Source organism: Paenibacillus sp. J22R3 (assembly GCF_056269305.1).
This window is the reverse complement of sequence record NZ_JBWDNS010000002.1, coordinates 1,220,670-1,242,769: the sequence shown is the minus strand read 5'-3', so window position 1 is coordinate 1,242,769 and position 22,100 is coordinate 1,220,670. Positions and strand designations below refer to the sequence as shown.

Here is a 22,100-nt window from a genome sequence, read left to right as displayed (position 1 = left end):
ATATGACCCCCTCTCGCCAAGGCACAATTTCAGATGGTTTGCATTCCTTGACCGGTATATTCCTCTTAAGGTATATTCAGTTTATGAATTCCACTATGAGTGCTCTTGCCGAGCCTAATCGGTTACGTATCGTCGAGCTCTTGCGTGACGGACCGCAAACAGTTGGTGAAATTGCCGAACGTCTTGGCCTACATCAGCCGCAAGTGTCCAAGCATTTGCGCGTCCTCTTGGATGCCGGCCTCGTCGAGGTTCAACCCGTCGCCAACAAGCGGATCTATAAGCTCGGGACGAAACCTCTCCGGGAGCTCGACGATTGGTTAAGTTCATTTCGCCGTACATGGGAAGAGAGATTCGATCAATTAGACGATTATTTAAAGAAGCTGCAAGGAAAAGATGCTGAAGAATAGGAGGGGCGGTCGTCGTTTAAACATAGATCGTAAACAAACCCGCACATAAAGAACCCCCACTTTCATTCAAGTGGGGGTTCTGCATTTCTATTATGCTCTGGCCCGCAGCGTCTTCGCAAGCGAATCCGCTACCTTCCAAATATCGCCTGCACCCATCGTAATCACGAGATCACCCGGCTGCACTTGCTCAGTCAGAACAGCCAGCACTTCATCCTTCGTAGGATAGTAGGTTGTGTTGGCATTGCTATTCTTAATGATAAGCTCTACGAGTTTCTTCGAGTTTACGCCTTCGATCTGCTGCTCCCCGGCCGGAGAATAAATGTCCGTGATCAGCACCTCATCCGCCTCCGTGAAAGCACGGCTGAACTGATCAAGCAAGAAGAAGGTTCTCGTGTAACGCTGCGGCTGAAAAACAGCGATAATTCGTTTGCCGGTTGACTTGGCTGCACTGATTGTAGCCTCAATCTCCGTCGGATGATGCGCGTAATCGTCAATGACCAGAATGTCATTCACTTCGCCTAGCACTTGGAATCTGCGTTTCGCCCCGCGGAAATCAACAATAGCCTCCGCAATAGCTTCGAAAGAAACACCGGCTTCCAGACAAGTAATGACTGTAGCCATCGCATTGTAAACATTATGACGCCCCGGAACAGACAGCTCGATTCGACCGAGCAGTTCGCCATGACGTGTCATATCGAAAGATGCTTTGCGATCGCCCAGGGTGATATTCTGAGCGCGGTAGATTGCCTCATGGTCGATGCCGTACGTCAGCACACCTTCAATGCCTAGCGGGCCAGCGATCAGCTCTGGGAGCATCACTTGCATGTTCGTGTCGTCCGCGCATACAATTGCGCTTCCGCCATCCTTCACTTGGCTTAGAAACTGCACGTAAGCCGCTTTCAATTTATTGAAATCACCGTCATAGTTTTCGAGATGATCCGGTTCAATGTTCGTTACGATTGCGATTGTGGGATGGTACTGCAAGAACGACCCGTCACTCTCATCTGCTTCCGCCACGACATACTCGCCTTTGCCTGCTTTAGCATTTGTGCCGACATTGACGATCTCGCCCCCGATGATGTACGTGGGATCGAGTTTGCAGTTCTCCATGACCAGCGCGATCATAGAAGATGTCGTCGTTTTGCCATGTGCCCCAGCAACTGCGACGCCTTTGCCGTTATTCATCAATCTTGCAAGCATCTGAGCGCGGTGCAAAATCGGAATGTTCAGCTCTTCAGCCGCTCTGCGTTCCACATTGTCGCGAGACAGCGCCGTCGAATAAACGACCAGATCCGCTCCTTTGACATGCTCCGGCTCATGACCGATGTAAATGCGGGCTCCATTGGCAGCAAGCTTCTCTGTAAGTTCTTGCCGAGCAACATCAGAGCCGGTCACTTTATAGCCCATCTCCAGCATAACGCGCGCGATTGCGCTCATGCCGTAACCGCCAATTCCGATGAAATGTACGTGTTCTGCCGTATTCAAAGACGGTTCACCAACCTTTTTCAGAATCCTTATTATAGAGCAATTGGGAGCGGACATCGGCAATCAGATAGAGTGTTCCTGTAACGACTGCCAAATCATCCGCATTCGAGAGCGATTGCAGCCGCTCAAGTGCAAGCTTCCAATTCGGTTCGATGATGAGTTCGAAGGAACGGCCGATTGTCTCCCGTAATTCCTGAACAAGCGCTGCCAGCTCTTGCGCCGGCAATGCTTTGCGAAAATCCGGCTCGGTCACGACAAGCGTATCCACTAGAGGTAGTATATGCCGCAATGTGTCACGATGATTCTTGTTCGCGAGCATACCCATCATAAGGTGAAGTTTATCATACCGGTACGTACTTTTAAGAGATTCCGCAAGCATTTGCGCACCTTCCGGATTATGTGCACCATCGATTAGAAGCCGCGGCGATGTACCGATCATTTCAAGCCGTCCGGGCCATGCGGCTGTGCGAAGCCCTTCTCTTAGATCTTCATCTTCCAGCATGAGCGCGTAGTATTGTCTCATTACTTCAAGCGTCATGACCGCAACAGCGGCATTCGACTGCTGATGTACACCGTTCAGCGTAATCGTAAGCGGCTCAATCGAACGGAACATGCCTTCAAAACGGAAGGTTTGTTCATTCTCCTCCACATGAAGCGGCTCAATCGTGAACCTATCTCCAAGCATATAGAGAGAGCTGTTCTTCGCTTTAGCCGTGTCCGTAATGATCGCTGCTGCTTCCGGCTGGCTGACTGCACTAACGACTGGAACTCCGGCTTTAATAATGCCGGCCTTCTCTCTTGTCACAGCCTCAATCGTATCGCCGAGTATGTCCATATGGTCATGACCGACATTTGTAATAACCGAAACTAGCGGAGTTACGATGTTCGTCACGTCCAAGCGGCCGCCAAGACCCGTCTCCCACACGACAAAGTCCGGATAGGATACGGTTCCGTAGTACAGAATCGCCAGTGCGGTCGAGACTTCAAACATCGATGGCGAACCGAGCTCTGTCGCTGCGATCTCTTCAACCAAAGGCTTCAGCCTGTTGGCGAGCAGCAACAGTGTTTCTTCCGGAATATCTGTTCCATTGTACTGGAAGCGATTCGTGAATTTCGTGATATAAGGGGACGTGAACGTCCCCACATCATACCCGCAGCGAATCAGGACGCTTGTTAAATAGGCGCAGACAGAGCCTTTGCCGTTCGTCCCGGCGACATGAATAAATTTGAGTCGACGCTCCGGATGACCCGAAAGCTCCATCAGCTTCTCGATTCTCTCCATACCTGGGCGGATACCGAAGGCAACGAGTCCTTCGATCCAGTTTCTTGCTTCTTCATAGCTGCTGAGTGATGCCGATGCCGCCGTATCCGACTCAGGAGTAATCTTCTGTTGTTCTGTCATCGTTCTATTCCTTCTTCCCGGCGGTCCGAATTAGCCTCTGAGCTCGGCAATCCGCGCTTTCACCATATCACGTTTTTCCGCATAATCAGCCATTTTGGCACGCTCTTCCTCGATCACCTTAGCAGGAGCTTTCGCAACGAAACCTTCATTGCCGAGCTTCTTCTCTACCCGCTCCACTTCATTAGTCAAGTGAGCAATTTCTTTCTCAAGACGAGTAATCTCTTGCTCGATATCAATTAGGCCTGCCAGCGGCAGATACATTTGGGCTCCGGTCACGATCGCCGTCATTGCTTTATCCGGTGCAGCCAGTTCTAGGCTAATGGTTAGCTTCGACGTGCCGCAGAAACGAATAATGAACTCTTCATTACGGGCCAGGATCGCCGCTTCGCTCTCACTGGACGGCTTGATTTGAAGCTCGACCTTCTTGCTCATAGGGACATTAACCTCGGCCCGGATATTCCGAACCGCACGGATCATATCCATAAGCAGCTCCATCTCGGCAACTGCCTCAGGCGCTTCAAGCGCTTTGTCGTATACCGGCCACTGCGCAAGTGTAATGGTCTCGCCTTCATGCGGCAAGTGTTGCCATATTTCCTCGCTGATAAACGGCATGAACGGATGAATGAGGCGCTGCGTGCGATCAAGCACGTAAGCAAGCACCGATTGCGTCGCGCGTTTGGCATGTGCATCTTGACCATTCAAGTTCAGCTTCGCGAACTCAATGTACCAGTCGCAGAGATCATCCCAAATGAAGTTATAGAGGACACGGCCGGTTTCGCCGAAATCATAGCTGTCAATCAAGCGAGTAACATCAGCAACTGCTGCATTCAGACGGTGCAGAATCCAGCGGTCTGCTGTGCCAAGCTTCACGTTAATATCAATATCCGCGGCTGTTACGCCTTCTAGGTTCATAAGCGCAAAACGGGACGCGTTCCAGATCTTGTTCGCGAAGTTACGCGCTTGCTCAACACGTTCCCAGCGGAAACGCAAATCCTGTCCCGGCGTGCTGCTGGTCGAAATCATATAACGCATCGCATCCGCGCCGTATTTCTCAATGACATCAAGAGGATCAACGCCATTACCAAGGGACTTCGACATCTTCTTCCCGTTCTCATCGCGAACAAGGCCGTGCATCAATACGTCTTTGAACGGAATTTCGTCTGTAAACTCAAGCGCGGTAAAGATCATACGAGCAACCCAGAAGTAGATAATGTCATAGCCAGTAACCAGTACGTCTGTTGGGTAGAAACGTTTCAGATCATTCGTTTCCTCCGGCCAGCCTAACGTCGAGAATGGCCATAACGCTGAGCTGAACCACGTATCGAGTACGTCCTCGTCTTGACGAAGCGATTCGTTTCCGCAAGCGGAGCACGCGCTTTGATCTTCACGGGCTACATGCATGGCGCCGCAGGAGTCGCAGTACCAAGCCGGAATGCGGTGACCCCACCACAGCTGGCGGGAAATACACCAGTCGCGTACGTTCTCGATCCATTGCAGGTAAATTTTCTCGAAGCGATCCGGAACGAAGTTTACGCCTTTACCGGACTGCTGCGCGTTAATCGCAGCTTCCGCCAGCGGCTTCATGTCAACAAACCATTGTGTCGATAAGTAAGGCTCCACTACGGCGCCGCTGCGCTCGCTGTGTCCGACTTGGTGCACGTGATCTTCGATTTTGATGCAAACGCCACTCTCCTGCATATCGGCCACGATCTTCTTGCGGCAATCTGCACGGTCCATTCCATTATAAGGACCTGCTTCGGCATTCATCGTACCGCTCTCATCCATCACAACGATTTGCGGCAGGTCGTGACGCAGACCTACTTCAAAGTCATTCGGATCGTGAGCCGGCGTAATCTTAACCGCGCCGGAACCAAACTCTTTCTCAACGTATTCATCCGCAATGATCGGAATTTCTCTGCCGATAATCGGCAGAACAATCATTTCACCGATCAGGTGCTTATAGCGCTCATCCTCCGGATGTACCGCAACCGCTGTATCGCCAAGCATCGTCTCCGGACGCGTTGTAGCAACCGTAATGAAGCCGGAACCGTTCTTCAATGGGTATTGCAGGTGGTACAGATGACCGTTTACTTCTTTATGCTCAACCTCGATATCCGATAGCGCCGTACGGGCAGCCGGATCCCAGTTAATGATTTTCTTACCGCGGTAGATAAGGCCCTTCTCGTAGAGGCGAACGAATACTTCACGTACCGCCTGCGACAAACCTTCGTCCAGTGTGAAACGCTCGCGCGAATAATCGAGAGAGAAGCCCATTTTGGCCCATTGCTCGCGAATGGTTTCGTTATAAAGCGCCTTCCAATCCCATACCTTCTCGAGAAACTTCTCGCGACCAAGGTCATAACGAGATTGACCTTCCTCGCGCAGCTTCTGTTCTACCTTCGTTTGAGTAGCGATACCGGCATGGTCACTGCCCGGAAGCCATAGCGCATCATAGCCCTGCATCCTTTTCGTACGAATCAGAATATCCTGCAGCGTAAAATCGAGCGCATGACCGATATGAAGCATGCCTGTTACGTTTGGAGGCGGAATCACGATTGTATACGGCTCTGCCGAAGGGCGCTTGCCCGCTTCAAAAAACTTGCCTTCCATCCAATAAGGATACCATTTCGCTTCTGCCGTCTTCGGATCGTACGTTGTCGGCATTTCAGTCGTTGCTTGTTTTTGTGTCATCAGCTTATCCTACCTCCACTGTATTTCTAATCCATTTAAGGATTCTAATACGCCTAATTAACGAAAAAAAATAAACCTCTCGCCCTTAATTCAAAGGACGAAAGGTTTAGCTTCCGCGGTACCACCTTTGTTCCGAACCGTGCATGACGCAGCTGGCTCGACAACTTTAAACAGATAACGGCTGCAGCCGGCCGGTACTTACGAAGAAAATACACTCCGCTCATCCAGCAACTCCGGGGCGACAAATCGCAGTTCATATCCTACAGAACCTCTCAGCGCAGCGGTTCTGCTCTCTGAAGGTATTCCTGCCAATCTTCCCCATCAACGTTCATTATAATAAAAGTATTACCCTATTTTTTCTATCATACACGTTATTATTTGTATACGTCAATCCCAGCAGGATAGCGGCCTAATTCGAGCTATCCACAACTGGCAAAAAGCCCCTCCAGGGACCGTGTAAGGTCATTCCTAAAGGGGCTTCTCAATTAAGTATAACGATCGAGTCCTGCGTCATCATGTTGGACTATGGAATATAGAGCACCTGGCCCTCACTGACGCTTTGATCAGAGAGTCGGTTGTAAAGCGCGATCTCACGGGCTTGCAGCTGGTAGCGTCCTGCTATGGCATCAAGCGTCTCTTCTCGCTGTACGATGCAGATACGCAGCTTCCGGAACGATTGTTCATCGCTTGCTCTTCCATAGAACAAGTTCTTCCACTCAATCTCGTCACCGCTCGATTTGCGGGCTTCCGCAGCCTTCGCTTCTGCAACTTGCTCGGCAGCGGCTCTGGCTTCCTGTTCTCTGCGGCTCGATTGCAGCAGCGCCCTGAACCCGACTCCGCCGGCAGACTGCTGCTCGGCCTCATCCTCGGCTTGCTTGCTTGCGAGTGCGACGCGCATCTCCTTGCGGGAGGCTTCTGCCTCAGAAACAGAGACGTCGCCGTACTGCTGGACTTCTTGTGCTTGCGGGCGAACCTGGGGATCACGCTCAGCAGCTGCAGCAGGAATGAAAGCCTCCTGCTGTTCAGACGCACCGGCATTGACCGCTATCTGGCTCGGTTCATACACAGTAGGCTCGGCGATCGGAACTTGAAATAAGGCAGCATGAGCTTCACGATTCAGCGCTTCCTGTCTCTCCTGCTCCCTCGCCCAAGCCGATGCTCTTGCTGCGATGGCCTCGTTCTCGGCCGCCTCGCGCAGAGCTGCTTCCTCTACGGCTTGCCGTTCATATTCTGCCGCTAAACGCTGCTGCTCGTAATCATATTGTGTGAATCGCGGCGCTTCCTCGGTTTCCCTAGAATGAACGACTGTAATGGGTTCTTCACGCTGCCAGGATTCGGCGGGCTCTGATTGCTCGATTTCGATGCCTAATAACGAGAGAACCCCCGTAATGTTGAGTGTTCGAGTGGAGAGCAAATCCACGTCAAAGTTATCGATCTCAACGGAAATGTCATCCAATCGATGAATACGATTCAAAGGCAGCGTAATTTCGACAGGAATCCAATGCTCCAGAGATTGTTCGGCTAAAGGCTCATTCTGTGCGCGATAAACGCCTGTAAGGAGCAAATGGCCTTTTAATAAAACCTGCTCGTCTTGCTGAACAATCCCGATTCTCGGCACAAGCTCGATCTCGTCAAGCTCATCGATCGCCGCTACCTCTTCGGGCAAATGCACACGTTCATAGATGTCAAATCGCAAACCACTAGACGGACTGGGCACGCTTGTCGTCCTCCTTTCCCCTTGTCAAGAAGCTTGGTTACAGCTTTCTTCCCTATTTATCTATATGGCAAGGGGTGGGTAGGCATGACTACGATTTTCACAGAGAAGCGTACCGCTCGCGGACCTCCGTAAACCAATCCGGCTCGGTTGCGGACAAAACCGTCTCCTCATTCGTCCAGGGATGTCGAAATGTCAGCTGTTCTCCTCGAAGAGCCTGATGACGAAGCTTGCTGTCTGAGCCGCCATAGAGCGTATCCCCAACAAGCGGATGTCCCAGATGACTCATATGTACGCGAATTTGATGCGTCCGCCCGGTTTCCAGCCATACTCGGACAAGTGAAGAGCCTTTGTATGCTTCAATGGTTTCATAATGAGTAATCGCGTGCTCACCACCCGGCGAAACTCTCCGACGTCCATTATGATGACGATCTTTGCCTATCGGCTCGTTAATGATGCCCCGATTCCGTTTCAATACGCCTTGCACCAAAGCAACATATTGCCTGCCGATGGTTTTCTCTCGCATCGCCTCGTCCAGCCGCAGCTGGGCCAACTCATTTCTCGCGTAAAGAACCGGACCTGCCGTATCATCGTCCAGTCGATGGATATGCTTGGCAGGCAAACCATCCCCGCGAAGCTGTCCTGTGCGCGCCGCCTCTTCGTCCAGCGTTCCCCGCTGACCCGGTGCAGAAGGATGTACGGGCATCCCAGCAGGCTTATCCATCACAAGGCACCAATCATCATAGAAGAGCACGCCGGCATGAAGAGAAGCACTTGATGCTGCATCTCCTTGCGAGAGCATACGGAAGATCGCATCACTGCCTGCATCCGCAGCAATAAAGGTGCGCAGCAGAATGCTGCTCCCCTCCATCTGAATGCCGCCAACAGAGAACAGCCGGTTCAGCCATTTCTCCGGAAATAAACCAAGGGCCAGCAGCCACTGCCGCACATGATGCGGATGGCTCCCGGCCTCTATTACTCGAACAGCTTGCGTGGAAGCAGCGAAGCTTGCCAGCGTTTCCGAAGGCAGCTTCAGCCACTCCCCGCTGCGTTCATAGCTCATCGATTGTCCCATTATAGCTCAGCTCCTACAATACGCTTATTACAAGCGACGAAACGCCTCATCATGCGCCGCAATGGTCGCATCAATGGCTGCTTCATCGTGAATGCCGGAGACGAACATCCCTTCAAATTGCGAAGGTGCAATGCTGATGCCAAGATCCAGCATGGCTGCAAAATAAACTTTAAAGCGCTCCAGATCAGAAGTCTTGGCCGTATCGTAATTGATGACATGCTGCTCTGTAAAGAACGGACAAACCATCGATCCGACGCGGTTAATCGTGCTTGGAATACCGTGTTTCGCTGCGTTGGCTTCAAAGCCGCGCTGCAAACGAACCGCCATCCGCTCCATGTGCTCATAGGTTTGCGGAGTCAGTAGACTAAGCGTTGTGAAGCCCGCCGCCATCGCAAGCGGATTGCCGGAGAGCGTTCCTGCTTGATAGATCGGACCGCTTGGCGCCATCATTTCCATAATCTCGCGTTTACCGCCGTATGCGCCTACCGGCAAGCCTCCGCCGATTACTTTGCCAAGGCAAGTGAGATCCGGCGTTATGCCGTATAAGCCTTGTGCACAGTTCATGTGAACGCGGAAGCCGGTCATAACCTCGTCGAAGATCAGCAGGCTGCCGTACTGCTCGGTAACCTCGCGCAGCCCTTGCAGGAAGCCGGGAAGCGGAGGAACAACGCCCATATTGCCGGCAACCGGCTCAACGATGATGCAAGCAATCTCTTCGCCGAAGCTTTCAAATGCCAGTTTCACTGAAGCAAGGTCGTTGTAAGGTACCGTTAGCGTATGAGAAGCTACGCTCTCCGGTACGCCGGGGCTGTCGGGCAAGCCAAGCGTCGCTACGCCTGAACCTGCTTTAATTAGCAAGCTGTCGGCATGTCCGTGATAGGAGCCTTCGAATTTCAGGATTTTGCTGCGTTTCGTGTAACCGCGAGCCAAGCGAAGCGCACTCATTGTCGCTTCTGTACCGGAATTGACCATACGTACGATTTCTACGGATGGTACACGCTCGCAGACGAGCTCCGCCATTAACGTCTCGATTTCAGTCGGAGCGCCGAAGCTGGTGCCTTTCTCAGCCGTTTTCTTAATGGCTTCGATTACGTCCGGATGGGCATGACCCATAATAAGCGGTCCCCAAGATGCTACATAATCGATATAGCTGTTTCCGTCGATATCATAGACTCTGTAGCCTTCGCCACGGTCCATATAGACCGGATTTAAGCCGACGGACTTGAAGGCCCGAACCGGAGAGTTCACGCCGCCCGGAATGACTTTTTTCGCGCGTGCAAAAGCTTCTTTGGAGCGTTCATCCGCTCTAATATGATTCTTTTCGCTCATTTCTCGCACCTGCCTGTTAAAATGTGACTTTCGTATGGTAAACTGCTAAGAGATTATCAGGTTATAACTGTTGTGCAGTTCAGAGGGAGAGGCTGGTCATAGTGATTGATTTGCTTAAGCAAGTACAGCTATTTGAAAATTTAAACGAAGATCAGCTGCAGCGAATACTGTTGATTGCTCAAAAACAAACATTCACGCCTAACACTGTGCTCTTTCAAGAGAAAGATCCTGGGGCAGCCTTTTATATTTTGCTTAAAGGCTCCATTAAGATTTATACGCGCAGTTCTTCCGGTGACGAGAAAGTATTATCGCTGATTCAATCGGGTCAAAGCTTCGGCGAGCTGTCGCTGCTCGACGGTCGTCCCCGCTCAGCATCTGCTCAAACGCTGGAAGGCTCGACACTGCTTGTGATCTCCGCCAATGACTTTCATGCCCTGCTTCGCGAGCAATTCGAGATTACGCGCCATATTATGACGGAGCTTTGCCGCAGACTGCGTGACACCAATCAGCATGTCTACGATCTTACCTTTGTGGATTCGCGGACTCGCGTGCTGAAGAATGTCATTCTGATGGCTAATCGACATGGCACACGAGCAGGAAACATCATCACGATCAAAATGCCGCTCAACTACGATGAACTCGCTCAAATGGCCGGTGTAGCCAAGCTGGCACTTTCTCAAGTGCTTAGAGACCTTGAGGATCGCAGAATATTAACGTTTGGCCTAAACGAATACAAGCTCGACCTGGCTCGCCTGAACGGTTAACACCGTTCAGGCTTTTTATATGGCTTACGCTTCGCCCCGCAGCCAGCGTGCTGCATCCAAAGCATGGTAAGTAATGATCAGATCGGCACCTGCGCGCTTCATACCTGTTAATGTCTCGAGAACAACTGCACGCTCATCGATCCAGCCGTTCGCCGCAGCCGCTTTAACCATGGAATATTCAGCACTCACGTTGTACGCTGCAATCGGCAGGTCAAAATGCTCTTTCAGCATCCGAATGACATCCATGTAGGCAAGCGCAGGCTTCACCATAAGGAAGTCTGCCCCTTCGATAATGTCCGCCTCAGCCTCACGCAGCGCTTCACGCGCGTTTGCCGGGTCCATTTGATACGTCTTGCGGTCACCGAATTGCGGAGTGGAATGAGCAGCTTCACGGAACGGCCCGTAGAAAGCCGAAGCATATTTAACCGAGTAGGACATAATCGGCACCATATCGTAGCCCGCCGCATCCAATCCTTCGCGAATCGCTCCGACAAATCCGTCCATCATGTTGGATGGCGCGATAATATCTGCACCTGCTTGTGCTTGGGAAACGGCTGTTTTCACTAACAACTCCAGCGAAGAATCATTGTCAATAAAAGCATTGCCGGTATGGGCATCATGATGAATCATGCCGCAATGGCCGTGGTCCGTGAATTGGCACAAACACGTATCTGCTACAACCAGAAGCTGAGGTGCCCATTCTTTAATGGCTCTGGTTGCTTGTTGAACGATCCCGTTCGGATCGTACGCAGAGGAACCGACAGCATCTTTCGAATCCGGAACGCCGAAGAGCAGCACGGCTTTGACGCCTGATTCAACGACCGCAGCCACTTCCTGCCGGAGCAGGTCAAGGGACAGATGATAAACGCCCGGCATCGAAGAAATCTCTTCCTTCACACCAGTGCCATGTGTAACAAATAACGGATATATGAAGTCGTCTACTGACAAATGCGTTTCGCGCACCAGCGATCGCAGTGCGCCTGATGAGCGCAGTCTGCGGTTTCTTGTAATTGGAAATGCCATAATCGGAAAGCCTCCTTCTTAATTGCGATGCACAAGCCGCGACTCGGCTATAGCATCAATAAGTCCGTCAATGGTTGCATCCTGCGGCTGTATGGTAACTTTCAGTCCGGCTTCTTCAGCCGTCTTCGCCGTAACCGGGCCGATGCAGGCGATATCTATTCCTTGCAACAGTTCAAGAGGATCATCGACCCCCATGCGACGCAATACTTCGAATAGGTTGGTAACGGTAGAGGAGCTGGCAAACGTAATGACATGAACGCTTCGTTTCTGAAGCAGCTCAAGCGTCTCTTCATCCTGGTTATCCGCCAGTACCGTTTCATAAACATCGATTTCAACAGGAGTTAACCCCTTTGCCTTCAGCTCTCGCGGAAGAACTTCACGCGCGAGGTCACCTCTTGGCAGCAGTACGCGTTGACCGGCTACCAAGTGTTCCGACAAGCTATCCAATAAATCATCGGCCTGGAACTTCACAGGCAGCACATCAACGAATAATCCGCGTTTCTCCAGCGCTTCGGCTGTCTTAGGTCCAACAGCGGCGATACGCGCCTTGTGGAACCGTCTGATATCAATACGCAGCTTGCTTAACCAGTTGAAGAAATAGTCTACACCATTCACACTCGTAAACATAATCCAGTCGAATTGCCCTGCTTCATTCAGTGCGTTGTGAACCGTGTCCACAATAGCTGTTTCCGTAGGCTCACGAGTCTCAATGACAGGGAACTCGCATGGCTCACCGCCGAGCTCCTCAATCTGTTCCGCCAAATCGCTGCTTTGCGCTCTTGCCCTTGTAATCAGTACACGCGTTCCAAACAGCGGCTTACGTTCATACCACTGCAGCTTTTCTCGCTGTTTGACCACATCACCGACGACAATGACTGCCGGAGGCTGGAAGTTGGCCGCTTTGACGATTTCCTCAATCGTTTCCAGCGTGCCCGTAACCGTTCTTTGCTCTACCCTTGTTCCCCAGCGAATCAGAGCAACAGGAGTCTCTGCAGGCTTGCCATTCTTGATAAGCTGTTCTGCTATATAGCCGATCTTCGCAACTCCCATCAAGAAAACAAGTGTCCCCGTAGCAAGAGTAACTTTGTCCCAATGGATGGATTGATCGAGCTTATCCGGACTTTCGTGCCCGGTAATAATCGATAAGGAGGACGCCAAATCACGATGGGTCACAGGGATTCCCGCATAAGCCGGTACCGCAATGGCTGAGGTGATGCCTGGCACGATTTCGAACTCGACGTTATTGTGATACAGCAACTCAGCCTCTTCACCGACACGTCCGAAGATAGTGGGATCGCCGCCTTTCAGACGGGTCACGATCTTACCCTCGAGCGCCAGATCCACAAGCAGCTGATTAATGTCTTCTTGTTTCATGGTGTGCCGATCCGGCAGCTTTCCCACGTATACTTTCTCAGCCCCCGGCTTTAAATACCGAAGCAGTCTCGGACTGGCCAGGCGATCATAAACAACGACATCGCATTTGCTTATGCATTCTTTTCCACGCAGTGTAATCAGCTTTGGATCGCCGGGTCCGGCACCAACCAAGTAGACTTTCCCTTTGCTCTTCCCCTTCAGCAAAACGTTCATCCCCTTACTTCTGCTAAAATACGATCTGCTCCTCTTGCTTTGAGTGCTTCTGCAGTTTGTAATCCCAATGCTACCGGATCTTGTCCACGTAACGTTTCTTTGAGCAAAATACCGCCATCCGGAGAACCGACAATTCCCGTCAGCTCGAGCAGACAAGTTTCACCATTCTCAGCTGTCTCCACAATTGTGGCATGTGCTCCAATCGGAATCTGACAGCCTCCGTTAAGAGCTCCGAGGAAACTGCGTTCTGCGGATACGGTAAGTGCTGTGAGCGGATCATTAAGAAGGGACAGCAGGTGACGAACCTCTGCATCATCCGTTCTGCATTCGATGCCAAGGGCACCTTGACCGACGGCAGGCACGCACAGATCTTCTGGCAGATAGGATGAGATTTTCTCCTCCCAGCTCATACGGTGAAGCCCTGCTGCTGCCAGTACGATCGCGTCGAAACCTTCGCTCTCCAGCTTCTTGATTCTGGAATCAATATTGCCCCGAATGGATTCGATCTGCAGATCCGGACGAGCGTTCTTCAGCTGGCTTGAACGACGCAGGCTGCTTGTCCCAACCTTTGCCCCTTTAGGCAAGTCCGAGAATGTATAACCATTCGACGTAATGATACAATCCCTCGGGTCAACCCGCTTAGGAACCGCGCCATTCATTAATCCCTCCGGGAGCTCATAGGGCATATCCTTCATACTATGTACGGCTAAATCAATCTCTTTATCAAACAATGCCTGCTCGATCTCTTTAACGAACAGACCTTTCCCGCCGACCTTGGATAAGGTCACATCCAGAATACGATCGCCCTTGGTCAAGATTTTGCGAATTTCGAACGTAAACGGCAGTCCATGCTGCTCACTAAGTGCTTTAAGCTGATCTATAACTTGACCGGTTTGCGTCAAAGCAAGTGCGCTCTGCCGTGTACCGACTACAATGACACGGGGTTCTTCATAGTTGTGGGACATCATTATTTGCTCCTCTCAGCCGCTTGAAGCAGCCTGCTCATCCATTCGTCGATCTGATTCTCTGTATAGGTAACTCGTCCATCGGTTCGTTCTGCTTGTTGTGCAACCTCTTCTGCAGCCAGTCGCAATAGAGTAGTTCTAAGCTCCGGGTTCAAGCCGCTCGACAGCACTCGCGCTCGCAGCAATCGAAGCCCTTCGACGTAATCTCCTAAACATGCGTTAAATTGCTTGGCAAGCCGCCGCTTCATTATTGCTGCCAGAGCAGGGCTCGCCCCACCTGTCGTTACAGCTAAGAGCAATTCACCGCGTCTTACAGTTGATGGTGTAACGAAGCTGCCTTCTTCGCCAAGATCGGCAACATTTACGAATATACCGAGTCGGTCCCCTAAAGCTGCGATTTCTTTATTCACCTGACGATAGTTCGTCGCAGCAATAACAAGCATCGCTCCTGGGAGATCCCCTTCCCTGTATTCCCTTTGCACTAGCTGGATAGACCCTGCACCGGCAAGCTCTTGAAGCGCAGATGAAGCAGCGGATGCAATGACCTCTACACGATCCGCTCCTCCATTCAGCAGTCCTTGCACTTTACGTTCGGCAACGGAGCCGCCTCCAACCACGACACAGCGCTTTCCCTGAAGATTCACCATCATTGGATAATAGGTCTTCTCGATTGCAACCAACTCCTTGGCTCCCCTTAAGACCAGCCGTGAAAATTAGACGCTTGATTCATCAATACATTGAGCAGCATGACGCCGTAGCTGATCAAATTCAGCCGTGCGAACTTCCAGCCTGAACCGTCAAACCAGCGGTGTCCTAACAAATTCCAGATGTAAATCGACAATGCTATAAAAGATGAAATAACTTTCAAATCAAGTAAAAGTCCATAGCGGCCTTCTACGAGAATCGAAGTGACAGCCACAGCGAGCGATAAGGTCAGCAGCGGCGTGCCGATCAGAGCAGCCCTGAACATGAAGCGATCCGCTACATCCAAACTCGGCATTCTCTGCATGCTCTTAGTCCACTGCTTGCCTTTGAGACGAGCAAACAGGAACATATACATCCCTGAGAAAATACCGCTGATTGTCAGCGCCGCATACGCCAGGATCATCAGAATGATATGAACGACCAGCATGTTCTGCGCCAATTCCCATCTCTCCAGGGATGCGCCTGAGCCGATGCCGAACAAATTGACGGTTAGTACTGCGAACCCGATCACATTCACGAAGAAGACGATAAACTCCATCCTAAAAAAACGGCTCATCACAAGTGAAACCGTGATAAGCAGCCAAGAGAAAACGAGCAAATATTCAAACAACGAGATGTTGGTCATGTCCAGATGCGAGATGATGCGATTCACGATAAAGCCTGTTTGCAGCACCCAGACGAAAATAAGCAGCCCTGTTCCCACTTGTTTCGCTTGCCGATTTCGATCAACGAAATCAGAGAAGTAAAACAGAAGGCTCAGGGCATAGATATACAGCATTCCATCATAAAACCAATTTTGTGTAACCATAGATGGCCTCCGCAAACTTTGAACAAGTTATCTGGTAACCTAGAATCCTGCTTATTCGCAGAATTCTAGGTAGTAATTGCCGCAATTGTACCTTTAAGTACCGGCTTTGCATCTCCGCTCGATGGGACTTCTTTAACCCCAGCCGGATTACGCTGCTCTGCGTTGTTCTTCGTTTGTTCAAGCGTGTCTTCCAAGGCGAATAGTTTCACGAACATATCCATTGCCTCGTCAGCATGCTTCTCTCCTGCCATTTCTTTAATGCGCAGAATCGGATCATGCATCATTTGGTTGACGATGCTCTTCGTCAGCTTGTGGATGACTTTAAGCTCGCGCTCGCTTAAATCAGGGAGCTTGTTCGCCAAGCTGTCCATCGTTTCCGCATGGATGTCAGTCGCTTTATCCTGCAGCGCACGAATCAGCGGTGCAACGCCTAATGTTTTGTACCATCCGCGGTACACATCCAGCTCAGATGCAATCATCGTTTCAATCTTAGCAGCCTCCGTACGGCGCTGCTCCATGTTGCTTTCCACGATGCCTTCCAGATCATCGATATCGTACAGGAACACGTTCTTAACCGATGCGATAGCAGGATCAAGATCACGCGGCACGGCAATATCAATCATAAAGAGCGGACGGGATTTACGTTTCTGCATGGCTGCTGCAACCTGCTCACGACCAAGTACATAGCCATCTGAACCGGTCGAGCTGATAACGATATCCGCTTCATGCAAACGTGAAATCGCATCTGCCATTGACAGCGGAGTTCCGTTGAATTTATCTGCCAGCTGCACGGCACGGTCATAGGTCCGATTGACGACAAACACCCGTTCCACACCGTTCGCGTACAAATGCTTAGCGGTTAATTCACTCATCTTGCCGGCGCCGACGATCATGACCGTCTTGCCGTTAAATTGTCCGAAGATCCGTTTACCCAGCTCTACAGCTGCGTAGCTGACTGAAACCGCGGCTTCACCGATAGCTGTATCCGAATGTGCCTTCTTCGCAAGCGTTACAGCTTGTTTAAATATCGTATTAAACAATGTGCCTGTAGTTTTCTGCTGCTGCGCAAGTAGGAATGCATTCTTGACTTGACCCAGAATCTGCGTCTCGCCAATGACCATAGAATCTAGTCCACAAGTGACACGGAACAGATGGTCAATCGCCTTCTCATCCTCATACATATATAGATCCGAGGTAAACTGCTGTCTCGGCGTATTAAACCATTTCTCCATGAAACTGCGTATATAATGTCCGCACAACGTCGGACGGTCAACAACAGCATACAATTCAGTGCGGTTACAGGTCGCAACAATGACACCTTCCATAATGCTCTTCGTTTGCTTCAACTGCTCAAGTGCCTCAGGCAGATCTCGTTCGGAAAATGTAAAACCTTCCCTCACTTCAACCGGTGCTGTGCGATAATTAAGACCGACGACTATAATGTGCATGCGCGTTCACCTGCCCTTCACTAATCATTTTTTCATCATTTAGTATAGCACAGTTAGTCATGATGTACCCCTGCAAATATGAAAATTGTTTGAAAACGCGCGGCTTGGTTTATAGCATCAAAAAAGACCACGGATTTCTCCATGGCCCCTCTTTAGTCATATGAAAATGCTACACAAGTTCAACTTGCTTCATATCCGCTTCCACGACTTGCAATTCACCCATACCGCGAACTAGCTTCTTAGCATGTGTTACTTTTGGTTTCAAAACAGACATCATGTAGTCAATCGCCAATTGCGGATCGACTGTTTCTCCACATGTATAGCAATCAAGAGCAGCGAAGCCTCTCTCAGGATACGTGTGAATGGAAAGATGACTTTCTGACAGCAGTACGAGCACTGTTGCGCCTTGTGGCTCAAATTGTTTCGCTTGAACTGAGAGTACTGTAGCGCCGCATGCTTCCGCAGCCTCTACCATTTGGGCTTGTAAAAATTCCGCGTTGTTGAGCAGGTCAAAATCCACACCCCAAGTGTCAACAGCAACGTGTCTTCCGAAAGTTGAGTATTCCATCTCTCGGTTCCCCCTTCCTAGGAATAAAATGTTTTGTAATTTCATCCGCTAGGACCTACGTCATTCACTGCCCGAGGGACTTTCCTCTCGCAACATTACCATGTCCTGAGTGAATCCTGGTTCCTATTCATTGCAACGAAAATAAAAATAACATCTATCGCTCAGAAATGCAACAGTTTTTTTTGGGCAGAATTAAGTTGACAACATGCTGTAAACTCCAGTAAACAACGTATGTGCGAATTGATGAGCTGGTGATGGCCCTCTACAAATTTAACACAAATAAAAAAAGCCGCATATGAGCGGCTTTAGAAGAATGATTCTCTACGGTTTTGCTTACGCCTCCATCAAGAACAGCGCTCTTGCATGCTGTGCCAGACGTTGATCGATAAGCGATATTTGCCCGCGATCACTGCATTGGTTGCGTAAATCGAGCAATTGATTAATCGCGCCTTGCACGATTTCAATTTCGTTCTCGATATCGTTCACGCGGAAAGTCGCTTCAAGCTGACCGATCGTATCTTTGAATTCAAAGATCACTCTCGACTCATTGTTCTTGATTTCGACAATTTTGCGAACAGTTCCTTCAGCATAATGATAGATCATCGTATAATGTGGATAAATGCGATTGACGACTGCATCTCCGCGGAACAGCGATACCGCTTTGCGCATTGCGTTCGTAAGTCTCGGATGTACGATACGGCACGAAAGTGCGCATACGTACAAATCTTGCTTACGTTCGAAAGTAAGGCGGACTTCTTCTCGTCCTGCGTCGTCCTCGAGAACCATCTCGTGATTGCCGTTCTCCAGTACCCGCACCTGCTGCTTAATATGCTGGTCTTCAAAAAACCGGACAAATCCCGCCATCTCTTCAGCCGTTAATTGCAGAGAAGCATTGACATACTCCGTGGCTATCCGCTGAGCCATAAAAATCTCCTCAATTCTATAAAGTAACGCGTTTGTAAATCAGTTGCTTACCTATATTATACCCGATCGAAGCGGTTTATTCCTGCCGCCCATTCGCGATATTCACGCATATTTCTGAATAATCAAGGAGATTTTACGAAGAGTCGTTGCTTTTATACGTTATCCTCACTTTTCGATTGAAACTTCTTCCGTTTCTTCCGCTTCTTCGCTTGTTTCCGCTATCGATTGATTTATGATTGCCCAAAGCTCATCGCGGCCGAGACCTGTCTCGGAAGAGAAGAGAACATGGTAATCTCCCGTCTGGAAGCCCAGCTTCTTCTTCACCATCTTCACGTGCTTGTCCCACTTGCTCTTCGGAATCTTATCCGCCTTCGTTGTCACGACGCAAACCGGAATTTCATAATGCTTCAGCCAGTCGTACATCAGGCAGTCATCTACGGATGGCTCGTGACGGATATCGACAATAAGGAAAACCATATGCAGCGGCTCGCGGTCGCTGAGGAAGGTTTCAATCATCGTGCCGAACTGTGCACGCTGTACTTTCGATACTTTGGCATAGCCGTAGCCGGGGAAATCGACCAAATACACTTCGTTGTTCACGCGGTAATAGTTTAGCTGCTGCGTCTTGCCCGGCTGCGAGCTCGTTCTGGCTAACCCTTTGCGCATAATCATCTTGTTGATGAGTGATGATTTGCCGACATTAGAACGCCCTGCCAGAGCGAACTCTGGCAAGGCATCTACTGGATATTGATCCGGCCTTACGGCGGATATAACAAATTCTACATTCATAATCTTCACGTTTAAGCAACCTGCTTTCTTAATGCGTCTGTACCGGTGCTGCTGCCTCCACCTTCACGAGCGCGTGTTTGATAACCTCATCCATCGAACTGACCGGAACGAACTCCAAATCGGCTCTGACGCTGTCTGGTATGTCACGCAAGTCACGCTCATTGTCTTTGGGAATCAGCACCTTCTTGATGCCCGCCCGGTGCGCTGCGAGCGATTTCTCCTTGAGACCGCCAATCGGCAGAACGCGGCCGCGAAGCGTTATCTCTCCGGTCATCGCTACTTCTTTATCCACCTGACGATTGGTTAGAGCAGAAATAAGTGCCGTCGCCATCGTAATGCCTGCAGACGGTCCGTCCTTCGGAATCGCACCTTCAGGAATATGGATATGGATATCATTCTTCTCATGGAATTGCGGGTCAATACCGAACTCATTCGCACGGGAACGCGTATAGCTGAAGGCTGCCTGCGCAGATTCCTTCATGACATCGCCGAGCTTACCAGTCAGTGTGAGCTTCCCACTGCCCGGCAGCACCGTTACCTCAATTACGAGCGTATCGCCGCCAACCTCGGTCCAAGCAAGGCCTGTAACGGCGCCGATCTGATTCTCGACCTCGGCCATACCGTACCGGAACTTGGACGGTCCGAGCCACTCTTTTATCCTCGCAGAGTCGACTACAATCGGAGTTACATTCTCATCCGTCACGATGGCTTTCGCAGCTTTCCGGCACATCGCCGCAATTTGCTGCTCCAGATTACGCACACCGGATTCTCTTGTGTACTCGCGAATGATTTGAAGCAAGCCGTCTTCTCCGAGATCCACTTGCTCTTCAAGTAAGCCATGCTCCCGTTTCTGCTTCGGAAGCAGATAACGATTGGCAATTTGCAGCTTCTCAAGCTCCGTGTAGCCGGGAATGTACAGCACTTCCATCCGATCGAGCAAGGGCCTTGGAATGTTGTGAATCGCATTGGCCGTCGTCACGAACATGACATTGGAGAGATCGAACGGCACTTCGATAAAATGATCGCTGAACGTATTGTTCTGTTCGGGATCAAGTACTTCAAGCAGTGCCGAAGCAGGATCGCCGCGGAAATCCATTGCCATCTTATCGATTTCATCTAGCAAGAACACCGGATTGAGCGATCCCGCCGACTTCATGCCTTGAATGATACGGCCCGGCATCGCGCCTACGTATGTACGGCGATGACCGCGAATTTCAGCTTCGTCGCGTACGCCGCCAAGCGAAATACGTACGAACTGTCTGCCAAGCGACTTCGCGATAGACCGAGCCATGGAGGTTTTACCAACACCCGGAGGGCCAACCAAGCAGAGAATCGGGCCTTTCAGCTTCTTCACGAGCTGCTGTACCGCTAAGTATTCCAGCACACGTTCCTTCGGCTTCTCGAGTCCGTAATGATCCTCGTTGAGGATCCCTTCCGCTTTCGCCACGTTCAGATCATCTTCCGTCAGCTTGTTCCAAGGTAAGGAAAGGAGCCAATCAATATAATTGCGGATGACACCGCCTTCGGCAGAAGTCGATGGCATCTTCTCCAGACGGTCGATTTCCTTCTCGACCTTCTCTTTCACTTTATCCGGAATACCGGAGTCCGCCATCTGAGCACGAAGCTCTTCCACTTCGCCTGCACGGCCTTCTTTCTCGCCGAGCTCCTTCTGGATGGCTTTCATTTGCTCGCGCAAATAGTATTCCTTCTGTGTTTTCTCCATCTGCTTCTTCACACGCTGACTGATCTTGCGTTCCAGCTCCAGCACTTCTCGCTCGTTATTCAAAATATCGAGCAGGCGCTCGAGCCGATCCCGCACATCAATCGTTTCAAGAATATCTTGCTTATCCTTGATCTTGAGCGACAGATGGCTGGAAATCACGTCGGCAAGTCTGCCCGGCTCATCAATATCCGAGACAGCCGCCAGCGTCTCCGGCGTCACTTTCTTCGACAAATTGATGTAATGCTCGAACTGGTTGAGTACCGTCCGCATGAGTGCATCAATCTCCGGATCTGTCGATTCCGCCTCCGGCAGCTCTTTAATCGTGACCTCGTAGTAGTCATCATTCGGCAAATAATCTACAATTTCGGCACGGACAACGCCTTCCACCAGTACGCGGATTGTACCGTTTGGCAGCTTGAGCATCTGTCTGACTCTTGCAGCCGTGCCGACCCGGTAGATGTCTTCCTGCGACGGCTCTTCAATATTCACTTCCGATTGCGAACATAGCAAAATCATATGGTCGTCCAGCATTGCGCGATCCAGGGCTCGCACTGATTTCTCCCTGCCTACATCCAGATGCAGCACCATGCTGGGGTATACAAGCAGCCCCCGAAGCGGCAGCAGGGGCATACGACGACCTTTCCATTTAGCAGGTCCCATTCCAGCACCTCCGTCTTTGAAGCTTCCTCACAG

Annotated in this window: 18 protein-coding genes; 2 read left to right on the top strand and 16 right to left on the bottom strand. The window is 50.6% G+C overall.

The genetic code is table 11. The annotated features are described in order from the left end of the window. Positions 1-83: 83 nt before the first annotated feature. The gene (locus AC0YN4_RS13505) at positions 84-407 is read left to right on the top strand and encodes an ArsR/SmtB family transcription factor (RefSeq protein ID WP_475780228.1); all 324 of its coding nucleotides are present in this window, start codon (positions 84-86) and stop codon (positions 405-407) included. A 90-nt stretch (positions 408-497) separates the two neighbouring features. Here AC0YN4_RS13505 and murC read toward each other — a convergent pair whose 3' ends face one another. The 6 genes from murC to hemL form a co-directional block, all read right to left on the bottom strand. Beyond that, a complete protein-coding gene (gene murC / locus AC0YN4_RS13500) occupies positions 498-1,892 on the bottom strand; it encodes a UDP-N-acetylmuramate--L-alanine ligase (RefSeq protein ID WP_475780227.1) in 1,395 nt (464 codons plus the stop codon). A 7-nt stretch (positions 1,893-1,899) separates the two neighbouring features. Further along, positions 1,900-3,294, bottom strand: coding sequence for a bifunctional folylpolyglutamate synthase/dihydrofolate synthase (locus AC0YN4_RS13495; RefSeq protein ID WP_475835995.1), 1,395 nt, complete (start codon positions 3,292-3,294; stop codon positions 1,900-1,902). Between the two features lie 30 nt (positions 3,295-3,324). Further along, entirely contained in the window at positions 3,325-5,985 is a 2,661-nt protein-coding gene (locus AC0YN4_RS13490; RefSeq protein ID WP_475835994.1) for a valine--tRNA ligase, read from the bottom strand. Positions 5,986-6,508: 523 nt separating this feature from the next. Beyond that, a complete protein-coding gene (locus tag AC0YN4_RS13485) occupies positions 6,509-7,702 on the bottom strand; it encodes a LysM peptidoglycan-binding domain-containing protein (RefSeq protein ID WP_475780224.1) in 1,194 nt (397 codons plus the stop codon). 97 nt (positions 7,703-7,799) lie between these two features. Further along, positions 7,800-8,774: an RluA family pseudouridine synthase gene (locus tag AC0YN4_RS13480; RefSeq protein WP_475780223.1), complete on the bottom strand. Its 975-nt coding sequence runs from the start codon at positions 8,772-8,774 to the stop codon at positions 7,800-7,802. 27 nt (positions 8,775-8,801) lie between these two features. Beyond that, complete coding sequence (gene hemL, locus AC0YN4_RS13475; RefSeq protein ID WP_475780222.1) at positions 8,802-10,103, bottom strand: glutamate-1-semialdehyde 2,1-aminomutase; 1,302 nt, start codon at positions 10,101-10,103, stop codon at positions 8,802-8,804. Between the two features lie 101 nt (positions 10,104-10,204). Here hemL and AC0YN4_RS13470 point away from each other — a divergent pair, with 101 nt between their 5' ends. Next, a complete protein-coding gene (locus AC0YN4_RS13470) occupies positions 10,205-10,867 on the top strand; it encodes a Crp/Fnr family transcriptional regulator (RefSeq protein ID WP_475780221.1) in 663 nt (220 codons plus the stop codon). Positions 10,868-10,891: 24 nt separating this feature from the next. On the opposite strand, the gene hemB is transcribed toward AC0YN4_RS13470, so the two are convergent. The 10 genes from hemB to lon form a co-directional block, all read right to left on the bottom strand. Beyond that, entirely contained in the window at positions 10,892-11,890 is a 999-nt protein-coding gene (hemB, locus tag AC0YN4_RS13465) for a porphobilinogen synthase (protein WP_475780220.1), read from the bottom strand. A gap of 18 nt (positions 11,891-11,908) precedes the next feature. Next, positions 11,909-13,477 (bottom strand): uroporphyrinogen-III C-methyltransferase, encoded by a 1,569-nt coding sequence (cobA, locus tag AC0YN4_RS13460; RefSeq protein ID WP_475835993.1) that lies wholly within the window; start codon positions 13,475-13,477, stop codon positions 11,909-11,911. Continuing rightward, entirely contained in the window at positions 13,474-14,445 is a 972-nt protein-coding gene (gene hemC, locus AC0YN4_RS13455) for a hydroxymethylbilane synthase (RefSeq protein ID WP_475780218.1), read from the bottom strand. Before hemC ends, cobA begins: the two co-directional genes overlap by 4 nt. Then, complete coding sequence (locus AC0YN4_RS13450) at positions 14,445-15,092, bottom strand: precorrin-2 dehydrogenase/sirohydrochlorin ferrochelatase family protein (protein ID WP_475835992.1); 648 nt, start codon at positions 15,090-15,092, stop codon at positions 14,445-14,447. Before AC0YN4_RS13450 ends, hemC begins: the two co-directional genes overlap by 1 nt. A 44-nt stretch (positions 15,093-15,136) precedes the next feature. Beyond that, on the bottom strand, positions 15,137-15,955 hold the full coding sequence (locus tag AC0YN4_RS13445; RefSeq protein WP_475780216.1) for a cytochrome C assembly family protein: 819 nt from the start codon (positions 15,953-15,955) through the stop codon (positions 15,137-15,139). Positions 15,956-16,020: 65 nt separating this feature from the next. Beyond that, on the bottom strand, positions 16,021-17,403 hold the full coding sequence (hemA, locus tag AC0YN4_RS13440; protein WP_475835991.1) for a glutamyl-tRNA reductase: 1,383 nt from the start codon (positions 17,401-17,403) through the stop codon (positions 16,021-16,023). A 169-nt stretch (positions 17,404-17,572) separates the two neighbouring features. Beyond that, entirely contained in the window at positions 17,573-17,971 is a 399-nt protein-coding gene (gene speD / locus AC0YN4_RS13435; protein WP_090983026.1) for an adenosylmethionine decarboxylase, read from the bottom strand. Between the two features lie 333 nt (positions 17,972-18,304). Beyond that, complete coding sequence (locus AC0YN4_RS13430) at positions 18,305-18,895, bottom strand: non-ribosomal peptide synthetase module (RefSeq protein ID WP_475780214.1); 591 nt, start codon at positions 18,893-18,895, stop codon at positions 18,305-18,307. A gap of 165 nt (positions 18,896-19,060) precedes the next feature. After that, on the bottom strand, positions 19,061-19,693 hold the full coding sequence (yihA, locus tag AC0YN4_RS13425) for a ribosome biogenesis GTP-binding protein YihA/YsxC (protein ID WP_475780213.1): 633 nt from the start codon (positions 19,691-19,693) through the stop codon (positions 19,061-19,063). A 19-nt stretch (positions 19,694-19,712) separates the two neighbouring features. Then, a complete protein-coding gene (gene lon / locus AC0YN4_RS13420; RefSeq protein ID WP_475780212.1) occupies positions 19,713-22,067 on the bottom strand; it encodes an endopeptidase La in 2,355 nt (784 codons plus the stop codon). Between the last annotated feature and the right edge of the window lie 33 nt (positions 22,068-22,100).

Coding starts and splice junctions, on each gene's coding strand:
- AC0YN4_RS13495 (WP_475835995.1), bottom strand. CDS start 3,294: ATGACAGAACAACAGAAGATTACTCCTGAGTCGGATACGGCGGCATCG.
- lon (WP_475780212.1), bottom strand. CDS start 22,067: ATGGGACCTGCTAAATGGAAAGGTCGTCGTATGCCCCTGCTGCCGCTT.
- AC0YN4_RS13480 (WP_475780223.1), bottom strand. CDS start 8,774: ATGGGACAATCGATGAGCTATGAACGCAGCGGGGAGTGGCTGAAGCTG.
- AC0YN4_RS13450 (WP_475835992.1), bottom strand. CDS start 15,092: ATGATGGTGAATCTTCAGGGAAAGCGCTGTGTCGTGGTTGGAGGCGGC.
- hemA (WP_475835991.1), bottom strand. CDS start 17,403: ATGCACATTATAGTCGTCGGTCTTAATTATCGCACAGCACCGGTTGAA.
- hemB (WP_475780220.1), bottom strand. CDS start 11,890: ATGGCATTTCCAATTACAAGAAACCGCAGACTGCGCTCATCAGGCGCA.
- hemC (WP_475780218.1), bottom strand. CDS start 14,445: ATGATGTCCCACAACTATGAAGAACCCCGTGTCATTGTAGTCGGTACA.
- AC0YN4_RS13505 (WP_475780228.1), top strand. CDS start 84: ATGAATTCCACTATGAGTGCTCTTGCCGAGCCTAATCGGTTACGTATC.
- AC0YN4_RS13430 (WP_475780214.1), bottom strand. CDS start 18,895: ATGGCTCAGCGGATAGCCACGGAGTATGTCAATGCTTCTCTGCAATTA.
- speD (WP_090983026.1), bottom strand. CDS start 17,971: ATGGAATACTCAACTTTCGGAAGACACGTTGCTGTTGACACTTGGGGT.
- AC0YN4_RS13490 (WP_475835994.1), bottom strand. CDS start 5,985: ATGACACAAAAACAAGCAACGACTGAAATGCCGACAACGTACGATCCG.
- AC0YN4_RS13445 (WP_475780216.1), bottom strand. CDS start 15,955: ATGGTTACACAAAATTGGTTTTATGATGGAATGCTGTATATCTATGCC.
- hemL (WP_475780222.1), bottom strand. CDS start 10,103: ATGAGCGAAAAGAATCATATTAGAGCGGATGAACGCTCCAAAGAAGCT.
- cobA (WP_475835993.1), bottom strand. CDS start 13,477: ATGAACGTTTTGCTGAAGGGGAAGAGCAAAGGGAAAGTCTACTTGGTT.